This is a genomic window from Devosia equisanguinis (assembly GCF_900631955.1).
Taxonomy (GTDB): domain Bacteria; phylum Pseudomonadota; class Alphaproteobacteria; order Rhizobiales; family Devosiaceae; genus Devosia; species Devosia equisanguinis.
Genome location: NZ_UZWD01000021.1, coordinates 57,550 through 67,009, shown reverse-complemented (window position 1 = coordinate 67,009; position 9,460 = coordinate 57,550). Strand labels below are relative to the sequence as shown.

The following is a 9,460-nucleotide window of genomic DNA, read 5'->3' as shown; positions in this document are numbered from 1 at the left end:
CCACCCGGCCTCCCCCTATAGGAGGGGGAGGAGCAGATTTGTGATCTTGACCACATCTCGCCACACCCACCGCCCGGTCCCTCCCCCTTCTTGAGGGGGAGGTTAAGTGGGGGTGAACCGAGCAGGCTCTTACTTCTTGAACGGCTCGTACCAGGCAGCCAGGCCGGTGGTCAGGGCCTCGCCGATGGCTTCCGGAGTGGTTTCGCCGGCGAACAGCTTCTGCATTTCGCCCTGGATCAGCACCGAGCCGGAGGGCTCGCCAAAGCGGAAATGGGCAAGCATCAGGTAGGGGATCGAGTGCTGGTTGAGCTCGTTGACTTCAGCCAGCAGCGGGTTGTTGAAGCTGACACCCGGCACGGTGGAGATATTGCTCAGCGTGTCGGCGAAGGCCTGGCCGAATTCCTTGCTGGCCAGGTAGTTCAGGAACTTGATCGAGGCTTCCTTGTTGGCGCCGGCCGCATTGGCGGCATAGCCACCGTCGAAATAGAGGCCAACCAACTTCTCGTCTTCTGCACTCTTGCCGGGGGCGGCAAACACGCCAAGCTCGATATCCGGATTCTGACCCTTGAAGTTGGCGAGCTCATAGGAGCCGCCGATGAACATGCCGGCCATGCCCGAAGCGAACAGCTGCTGGGCGGACGGGTAGTCGAGGCCGATGAAACCATCGGGGAAGTACTTGGCGGCGACATCGGCCACGGCAGCCAGGGCACCGGTAAAGCGCTCGTCGGTGAAGTCGGTCTCACCCGACATCAGGCCGTTGTAGAAATCCTTGCCCATCAGCGAGGAGCCGAGGCCGAAGGTCACGGTCTCGTTCTGCCAGGCGGTCGCGGTGCCATTGGCGAACGGGAACACGCCGGCATCCTTGAGCTTCTGGCTCAGGGCCACCAGTTCGTCCCAGCTCTTGGGCTCTTCGAGGCCATTGGCGTCGAAGATGGCCTTGTTATAGATGACCAGCTGCGTCTGGCTGGCGAAGGGCACGGCATAGACCACGCCATCGGCGCGCACGCTTTCAGCGGCGAGCGCTGCAGGGGCGAAATCGGCCAGCGCCGGGACGGTTTCGAAGCTCAGCGGCTCGAGATAGCCGGCAGCGGCGACGTTTTCGAGGCCACCATAGGCGCGCACCATCATCACATCCGGGCCGGTGCCGCCAGCCAGGGCGGTGGAAAGGATGGTGTTGTAGTTTGCAGCTTCAAAGGTCTCGAACTTGACCGTGATGCCGGGATTGGCGGCTTCGAACGTATCGATGAACTGCTCATAGGCAGCCTTGTCTTCCTGGCGCCAGCTCCAGAACGTCAGGTCCTGTGCGAAGGCCGGGGCAGCCACGAGCAGCGCGCTCATCGCGGCGCCGATGCGGATCAGATTGGTTTTCATCATTCCCTCTCCTGTTAAGTCGTTTGGTATGGACTAAGGTCCCCGGCGCCTCAGGGCGCCAGCCGCCGTCCATCCTCGGCGGAAAAGAAATGCACCGCGCTGGGGTCGACCGTCACGATCACCGCCTCGTCGGGTGCATAAAGATCATTGGGGCCGGTGCGCGCCGACAGCAGAGTCTGGTCGGCCAGCCGGACATAGACATAGGCATTGTCGCCCAGATATTCGGTATAGACCACGGTCGCGGCAAAGCCCTCGCCGGCCTGGCCGCGCGTCAGCCGTACCGCGTCCGAACGCAGCCCCAGCTTGACCTTGGCATCCTGCGGCGCCGCGATCGCCACGCCACCACCATTGTCGATGACCAGCCGGTCACCCTCACGCTTCACATCCACCAGCGTCATGCGCGGCGAGCCGATAAAGGTGGCCACGAAGGTATTGGCCGGGGTCTCGTAGAGTTCACGCGGCGAGCCGACCTGCTCGATCCGGCCGGCATTCATCACCACGATCTTGTCGGCCAGCGTCATCGCCTCGACCTGGTCATGGGTCACATAAATCATGGTGCCGCCGATATCGTGGTGCAGGCGGGCGATTTCGAGCCGCACATCCGACCGCAGCGCCGCATCGAGATTGCTCAGCGGTTCGTCGAGCAGGAACACCGCCGGCTTGCGCACCAGGGCCCGGCCGATTGCCACGCGCTGGCGCTGCCCACCGGACAGTTCGCGTGGCTTGCGCTGCAACAGCGGCTCCAGCCGCAGCATGCGCGCCGCCTCGGCAATGCGCTTTTCCACTTCCGGCTTGTCGAGCCCCATCAGCCGCGCGCCGAACGCCATGTTCTCATAGACGTCCATATGCGGATAAAGCGCATAGGACTGGAACACCATGGCGATGCCGCGCCGCGAGGGCGGCACGTCGTTCATCTTCTGCCCATTGAGGAAGAAGTCGCCGTCGCTGATCGGATCGAGCCCGGCAATGAGCCGCAACAGGGTGGATTTTCCGCAGCCCGAGGGACCGACAAAGACGACGAATTCACGGTCGCCGATTTCCAGATCGATACCGTGCAGCACATCAGTGTTTTTGAAGCGCTTCTTGATGCCGCGGAGCGAAAGCTGAGCCAAGATAGAGTTCCCCGATCCGAGTGAAAGCCCCTCGCCCGCAATCACAGGCAATGCGCATTCATAATTCGTTCATAGTGCGGTCATGAACAGGCAATATCAGGAATACTAAATTCCAAAAAATCTCACTGTCAAGAATATAAAATTACCGCCGACCCGCGCGACAGCGATAATTGCGCACTAGGCCTTGAGCACTGTCACAGCCATTTCGCTGCGATGGATGAAGTCATAGGCATCCGATTGCCGCCGCAGCAACAGGATGAACAGCATGTCGGTCAACATCAGCTGCGCATCGCGCGAAGTGATGGCCGACGAGCGCACCCGCTCCTCGTCCGCCACCGTGTAAAGGCGAATATCAGCCAGCTCCGCCAAGGGATTGGAGTGCAGCCCGGTGATCGACAACAGGGTCGCCCCGCGCGCCTTGGCCAGCTCGGCAATGCGCAGCGTCTCGACGCTCCGCCCCGAATGCGACAGCGCGATGATCAGGTCTTCGCTGTTGAGCACCGAGGCATTGGAGATCTGGATATGGCTGTCGCTATCCACCAGAACGGTGCGCCCCAGCTTCAGCAACTTATAGGAAAAGTCCCGCGCCACCAGCGATGACGCCCCCACCCCGGCCAGCTGAATCCGCCGCGCCTTGACCAGAACATCGATAGCGGAATCGATCGTCGCCTCGGTATTGACCGCCGAGGTCTCACGCATCGACAACAGCTTGGAGCCAATCAGCTTCTGCAGAATGGTGAGGTAGCTGTCGCTGGCATCGATCGAGCCATGGATCACCCCGGCCGGCGCGTGAAACTCCTGCGCCTTGGCTTTGTTCACATCCAGCTTGAGCTGCTGATAACCGGCATAGCCCAATTTCTGGCTGAACTTGACCACGCTCGACTGACTACGCCCCGTCGCCTCGGCCAGCGCGGCGGAGGACAGCGACAGCATGCGCTCGGGATCATCGAGGATGAACTGGGCGATCTGCCGATCTGCCCGGGTCATCGATTCCAGCTGTGCATCCAGTATCTTGAGTATGGACATGGCCGTTTCCGTGCGCTGATCCGGAATATTCTATTCCACACTTTATTGACATATGGAATAGTCACTTCTAGCATCCGCTCCCAACCGTGAGGAAACCACCATGCCGAAACACGCCCTGATCGCGGAACTGGGACACCTCGTGTCGGAGGCGCGCAATCCCGAGACCATGCAGATCGACTTGATGTCGACGCAGCAGATTCTGGCGGCGATGAACACCGAAGATCGTCGGGTTCCCCAGGCCGTGGAACTGGTTTTACCGCAGATTGCGGCAGCCGTGGATAAGATTGTCGAGGCCTTCAAGGCCGGTGGACGCCTCATCTATATGGGCGCCGGCACCAGCGGGCGCCTGGGCGTGCTCGATGCCTCCGAATGTCCCCCCACTTTCGGCGTGTCCGAGGGCATGGTGATCGGCCTTATCGCCGGTGGCGATCACGCCCTGCGCCACCCCGTGGAAGGCGCCGAGGATGACCGCGACGAAGGCCGCGTCGATCTCGAAAAGATTGCGCTCGAGGCACGCGACGTCGTCGTCGGCATCGCCGTCAGCGGTCGCACCCCCTATGTCATCGGCGGGCTGGATTACGCAAAATCCATAGGCGCCACCACCGTCGCCCTCTCCTGCAACCCGGATTCCACCATCGCTCGCCAGGCCGAAATCGCCATTTCGCCCATCGTCGGACCCGAGGCGCTGACCGGTTCTACCCGGCTAAAATCCGGCACGGCGCAGAAGCTGGTGCTCAACATGCTGACCACTGCCAGCATGATCCGCATCGGCAAGTCCTTCCAGAACCTAATGGTCGACCTGTCGGTCAGCAATGAAAAGCTGGCGGCCCGCGCCACCCGCATCGTCGTCGAAGCCACCGGTTGCACCGCCGAACAGGCGGATCACTATCTCGATCTGGCCGACTACAACGTCAAGCTCGCGATCCTCATTGCGCTGACCGGCCTCGACAAGGAAGCCGCCCTCTCAGCCCTCGACAAGGCCGATGGTTTCCTCCGCCGCGCCGCCGGAGACCACCAGCCACGCATCGCCGGCTGATCACAAGTGAGCAGCCGACGGCATTAGCCGGTGTTCCCGTCTCAGTTTATTGTCCACTATTGCTGTGATGACGGCTCGCGAGTCGCCGTCACAACTATAGGACTGGACTACCCATGAAATTGTCGGCGTGTATCGAGTGGCTTTTTTCAGACGCGAGCGATGATTTCGTCCAGCGCATTCACCTGGCTAAGCAAGCCGGCCTGGATGCAGTGGAATTCTGGCGCTGGTCCAACAAGGATATAGCTGCCATCGAGGCGGCACTGCGCGAAACCGGCATGCCGCTGAGCGGCTTCCTGGCTGAGCCGATGATTTCCATTACCGACCCAGCCAATCACGCTGCCTTCCTCGACGGCCTCAAGCAATCCGCTGCACTGGCACAAAGACTGGGCGCCACGGTGCTGATCGCTCAGGCCGGCAACGACCAGCCTGGCGTGTCGCGCGAGGACCAACACCGCGCTCTGGTCTCGGGCCTGGAGGCGAGCGCCGACATCCTTGCCGGCACCGGTGTGCGCCTCGGCCTTGAACCGCTCAATACTGTTATCGACCACCCCGGCTATTACCTTTCCTCTACCCGCGAGGCACTCAACATCGTCGACGAAGTGGGTCGTCCCGAGATCGGCATTGTCTTCGATCTCTATCATTCTCATCTGATGGGCGAGGCCATCGACGATGTTCTTGCTGGGCGGGTGTCGCGCGTGGTCCACGCCCATGTCGCCGACCATCCCGGCCGCAACGACCCGGGCTCCGGCGAGATCGACCTCGGCCGGCGCCTCGCCTGGCTCTACGACAATGGCTATGAAGGCGCCGTCGGTCTTGAATACCGGCCGCTGAACGGCACTGCGAACGGCCTGGAAAAGGTAAGGGCCGCCCTGTCCGTAGACAGCGCGGCCTCATAACTCACTTCCAGTCTCACTACTGCCGATATTGCACTTCGATCTTGGCTGCGCCTTCGAGGCGCGGCACTTTGAATCGCAGGCGCTGGTCAACGACATCGAAGTCGATGGCCTCGCCCGAGGGAACAACGCGCACCGTCTCGACTTCACGGTTACCAATGGCAAGATCGACGGCAACGTCTGACAGCGTCACAAAATCCTGGATCGGCTGCACATTGTCGCCGCGCAATTCGCCGCGCAATGCCGGTTGGGCGAACAGCAGATGCACCACGTCGCGGCCCTCTACCGGCTGATGACGGACGGTGACGCGACCGGCACGCGGTAGGCCGACACGCACATTGGGTGCGCCGTCGAGGCAAGACAGAATGGTCTTTTCCAGCAATTCGAGGATGGCGACAGCACCGGACTGGCGATAGGCCGAGAACGCCTTGTGCGCCAGATAGGTGATGTTGCCCTTGCGAACACCGGCGGCATAGCCCGACGGATCGGAACGGCGCGGGGTGTGCACATGGCCCGAGAAATGCTTGGGGCTGCGCTCGAAATAGGGATCGTAGACGACGCCGAGGCTCTGCCCATCGGTCACCGAAATCCGTTCGGAGCCGACATACATATAGATAGGATCGGCGACGAAATCGGCCCGGATCGCGGCGTCGTGCAAGGCATAGTCGCCCGAATAGGGATTGGCGCCGTGCCACTCGGCGCCGATATCGAACAGCAGGCCCTTATCCGCATCTAGCCCGCTCTGCCCGGTGAGCAACAGCTTGCCGCCCTGAGCCACATAGGTATCGAGCGCGAGCTTGAGCGCATTATCAACAATCACCTCGTCCGGCAGGATCAGCAGCCGATAGGGCGAGAAATCCATGTCGGTGTCGAGCACGTCGAAGGTGAACTTGCCTTCGAGCAAAACCCGTGCGGCGCCTTCATCGGCAGCATTCGAGGTGCCGGGCGTTCCGACAAAGCCCGGGCGGCGCGAACCTTCGACGCTGACCAGGCCGATATCGGCGCGGTTGCGGCTGCCAATCGTCCAGGGCTCGGCAGCCTTGGCCTCGGCATAGGCGGCGCCAATGGCCTTGTAGCTGGTGGCATCCACCGCGCCATTGGGGTGCAGGTGATCGCCGATGGAAGCGCCGGCGCCATAGGCTTGCATGGCGGCCACTTCATAGGCCAGCGCCTGGGGCGCTTTGTAGCTGCCGATCTCGCCCCAGAGATGGTGGAACTTGCCGGTCATGCCGATGAACGGCTCGCCGAACACATCGACATAACGCGCCGAGAGCGGAAAATGGTCATAACCCCATTTTGCCGTCGGCAGCGATTCCAGCTCCAGATGGCTGAAATAGCGCTTGTAGACGTCGCGCCGGCCGCGCCGCACATGGCCGAGATTGAAGAAGAGCGGCTTGTTCGGATCGTGCTTGTGCACCGCCTGCTGCACGCCCTCGAACAGCTCGTAATTGACCTGCTCGGCAAATTTGGCGCGGTCTTCGGCGCTTTCCCAATCGAGGCCTGCCGCATCCATGCGCTGCTGCGTCCAGGGACCGGCCGAAAGCTGCTGATAGGTGATGTCGATGAAGATGCCGTCGCCATCGGGATAGTTGACCATCACCTCCTTCACCTGCTGGCAGAGATAGTCGAGATAGGGCGAGGCGAAATCGAGATAGGCCCAGCCATCGCCGAGCGGATCGCCGCCGACCCTTTTGGGCAGGCCGTTTTCATCCATCAGCCGCCAGCCGGGCTGCTGGTTGGCCGCTAGTTCGTCCCAGCCGCCGGAGAGATAGAGCGGCGCCTTGATATTGTGGGCATGCAGCGCATCGATCTGCGCCCGCATCAGGTCGAACTTGAGATGCGGATGCATTCGACCGATGGCGGTGGGGTGGTAGGAATGACCGTGGTGACATTTGGAAAAGATGGTGACCGAATCCACGTCGGCATCCTTGAAGGCCTGTCCAAACGCCTTGGCGTCGAAACGCGATCCGATATCCTCGATGAGGTCGGAGGTGTGAAAGTCGAGATGTACCTGGCGCAGCCGCATGATGGATTTTCTACGAGATGGAATGAGGGATCAGGCGGCCCGGCGGGCGAAGCGCCGCGTCTTGCCGGACGTGTCGAAGAGATAAAGTGCGTCCGCCGGCACCCCGATGGTGAACGGCGCGTCATAGGCAAACTGCAATTGCTGCGACTGGTGCACGGCAAAGAAGCCGTCCTGCGACTCAGAGTCGATGGACCGCACCACGCCAGCATCGGCATAGACCAGTGTCTCGCGGCCAAGGCTCTCCACCACCCGCACATTGGCAGGCAGCACCAGACCGTCCGTGCCATCGGCCAGCGCAGCCTCCGGACGGAACCCGATCCGCACCCTGTCGCCGATCTTGAGCCCAGCACCGGCCTCGTCGAGCGGCAGCACCAGTGTCTGTTTCAGACCGGCAATCGCCAAGGTCACCGCGCCATCGGCAATGGCCTCAATGGACGCAGCGAGGAAATTCATGCGCGGCGAGCCGAGGAAGCCGGCGACGAACTGATTGGCCGGGCGGTTATAGAGATCGAGCGGCGAGCCCACCTGCTCGATGATGCCGTCTCGCATGACCACGATACGGTCGGCCATGGTCATGGCCTCGACCTGATCGTGGGTGACATAGATCATCGTCGTGCCCAGTTCCTTGTGCAGCCGGCCAAGCTCGACGCGCATCTGCGTACGCAGTGCCGCATCGAGGTTGGACAGCGGCTCATCGAACAGGAAGACATCGGGCGAGCGGGTAATGGCCCGGCCGATGGCGACACGCTGCTTCTGCCCACCGGACAAAGCCTTGGGGAATTTATTGAGATGGTCGGTGATGCGCAGGATCTTGGCGGCGCGATCCACCGCCGCAACGATTTCGGCCTTGGGACGCCCCGCGATCTGCAGGTTGAAGCCCATATTCTGCGCCACCGTCATATGGGGATAGAGCGCATAGTTCTGGAACACCATGGCCACGCCGCGATCGGAGGGCTCGAGATGGGTCACATCTCGGTCCTTGATCGTAATCGTGCCGCTATCGACGGTTTCGAGCCCGGCAATCGAGCGCAGCAGCGTGGACTTGCCGCAGCCGGAGGGCCCCACCATCACCACGAACTCGCCATCCTCGATATCGAGCGAGATCGACTTGAGCGCGTGGAAACTCTGGTAGTGCTTTTCGAGATTGGTAATTTTCAGACTGGGCATGGGTTTTCCCTATTTGCCGAGGCCGGCCAGGCTGCGCACGAAGTAGCGCTGGGCCAGGATGAACAGGAGGAGCATGGGCAGGGTGACGATGGTGACGCCGGCCATCACCGCCGGCCAGTCGGAGCTGAACTGGCCGCGCAGATTGAGCATGCCGAGCGGCAGCGTCTTGATGCTGGTGTCCGTGAGCAGCAGCAGCGCCAGCAGGAATTCGTTCCAGACGAACACCGCCTGGAAGATCGCCGCACTGGCAATGGCTGACCCCGAGAGCGGCAGCACGATGCGTGTGATGACCTGCAGCCGCGAACAGCCATCGAGCCGCGCCGCCTCTTCAAGCTCCCGGGGAAACTCGAGGAAAAAGGCGTAGAACAATACGGTCGTGAACGGGATGCCATAGGCCGCATAAGGCAAGACAATGGCAAAGAGTGAATTGAGCAGCCCTGCCCCGGATATGATCTGGTAAAGGGGCACCAGCACCGACTGGCTGGGCACGGCGAAGCTCGCCACGATCAGCACATAGATCCATTTAAGGACCTTGCTTTCGGACCGCGCCAGCACATAGGCGGCGATGCCGCTGGTCACGATGATCAGCGTCACCGAAATGATGGTGACAAAGACCGAGTTGAGAATGAACCCGGCAATACCCGTGTTCCAAGCGCGCTCGAAGGCGGCGAAATCCAAGGACTTCGGCAGCCCCAGCGGCTGGGTGAAGATTTCGGCACGCGTTCGGAAGCCAGCCAAGACCATCCACACTACTGGCGCCAGCACGAACAGTGCCCAGATCGAGACGAAGAGATGCAAGCCGATGGAGACGGCACGAAAACGCTTCATG

General features: G+C 61.6%; 8 protein-coding genes. 2 read left to right on the top strand and 6 right to left on the bottom strand.

The genetic code is table 11. The features are described 5' to 3' along the window. Nucleotides 1-129: 129 nt before the first annotated feature. From DEVEQU_RS06820 to DEVEQU_RS06810, 3 genes are all read right to left on the bottom strand, one after another. Nucleotides 130-1,374: an extracellular solute-binding protein gene (locus tag DEVEQU_RS06820; protein WP_206437804.1), complete on the bottom strand. Its 1,245-nt coding sequence runs from the start codon at nt 1,372-1,374 to the stop codon at nt 130-132. Between the two features lie 47 nt (nt 1,375-1,421). Further along, the gene (locus tag DEVEQU_RS06815) at nt 1,422-2,483 is read right to left on the bottom strand and encodes an ABC transporter ATP-binding protein (RefSeq protein WP_126149835.1); all 1,062 of its coding nucleotides are present in this window, start codon (nt 2,481-2,483) and stop codon (nt 1,422-1,424) included. 177 nt (nt 2,484-2,660) lie between these two features. Continuing rightward, nucleotides 2,661-3,509 (bottom strand): MurR/RpiR family transcriptional regulator, encoded by an 849-nt coding sequence (locus tag DEVEQU_RS06810; RefSeq protein WP_126149834.1) that lies wholly within the window; start codon nt 3,507-3,509, stop codon nt 2,661-2,663. A gap of 100 nt (nt 3,510-3,609) precedes the next feature. Here DEVEQU_RS06810 and murQ point away from each other — a divergent pair, with 100 nt between their 5' ends. Next, entirely contained in the window at nt 3,610-4,545 is a 936-nt protein-coding gene (gene murQ, locus DEVEQU_RS06805) for an N-acetylmuramic acid 6-phosphate etherase (protein WP_126149833.1), read from the top strand. 113 nt (nt 4,546-4,658) lie between these two features. After that, nucleotides 4,659-5,441, top strand: a complete 783-nt coding sequence (locus DEVEQU_RS06800) for a TIM barrel protein (protein WP_126149832.1) — start codon at nt 4,659-4,661, stop codon at nt 5,439-5,441. A 16-nt stretch (nt 5,442-5,457) separates the two neighbouring features. Here DEVEQU_RS06800 and DEVEQU_RS06795 read toward each other — a convergent pair whose 3' ends face one another. Genes DEVEQU_RS06795 through DEVEQU_RS06785 form a run of 3 tightly spaced genes read right to left on the bottom strand, consistent with a single transcriptional unit; the run spans nt 5,458 to nt 9,459 of the window. Beyond that, nucleotides 5,458-7,464 carry an alpha-amylase family protein gene (locus DEVEQU_RS06795; protein ID WP_126149831.1) on the bottom strand — a complete coding sequence of 669 codons (2,007 nt, stop codon included), beginning with the start codon at nt 7,462-7,464 and terminating at the stop codon, nt 5,458-5,460. Nucleotides 7,465-7,494: 30 nt separating this feature from the next. Then, on the bottom strand, nt 7,495-8,631 hold the full coding sequence (locus DEVEQU_RS06790) for an ABC transporter ATP-binding protein (protein WP_126149830.1): 1,137 nt from the start codon (nt 8,629-8,631) through the stop codon (nt 7,495-7,497). A 9-nt stretch (nt 8,632-8,640) separates the two neighbouring features. Continuing rightward, on the bottom strand, nt 8,641-9,459 hold the full coding sequence (locus tag DEVEQU_RS06785) for a carbohydrate ABC transporter permease (protein WP_126149829.1): 819 nt from the start codon (nt 9,457-9,459) through the stop codon (nt 8,641-8,643). Nucleotide 9,460 lies beyond the last annotated feature (1 nt).

Bases quoted from the DNA above. Each gene is read 5' to 3' on its own strand.
- DEVEQU_RS06820 (WP_206437804.1), bottom strand. From the start codon at position 1,374: ATGATGAAAACCAATCTGATCCGCATCGGCGCCGCGATGAGCGCGCTG.
- DEVEQU_RS06810 (WP_126149834.1), bottom strand. From the start codon at position 3,509: ATGTCCATACTCAAGATACTGGATGCACAGCTGGAATCGATGACCCGG.
- murQ (WP_126149833.1), top strand. From the start codon at position 3,610: ATGCCGAAACACGCCCTGATCGCGGAACTGGGACACCTCGTGTCGGAG.
- DEVEQU_RS06800 (WP_126149832.1), top strand. From the start codon at position 4,659: ATGAAATTGTCGGCGTGTATCGAGTGGCTTTTTTCAGACGCGAGCGAT.
- DEVEQU_RS06795 (WP_126149831.1), bottom strand. From the start codon at position 7,464: ATGCGGCTGCGCCAGGTACATCTCGACTTTCACACCTCCGACCTCATC.
- DEVEQU_RS06790 (WP_126149830.1), bottom strand. From the start codon at position 8,631: ATGCCCAGTCTGAAAATTACCAATCTCGAAAAGCACTACCAGAGTTTC.
- DEVEQU_RS06785 (WP_126149829.1), bottom strand. From the start codon at position 9,459: ATGAAGCGTTTTCGTGCCGTCTCCATCGGCTTGCATCTCTTCGTCTCG.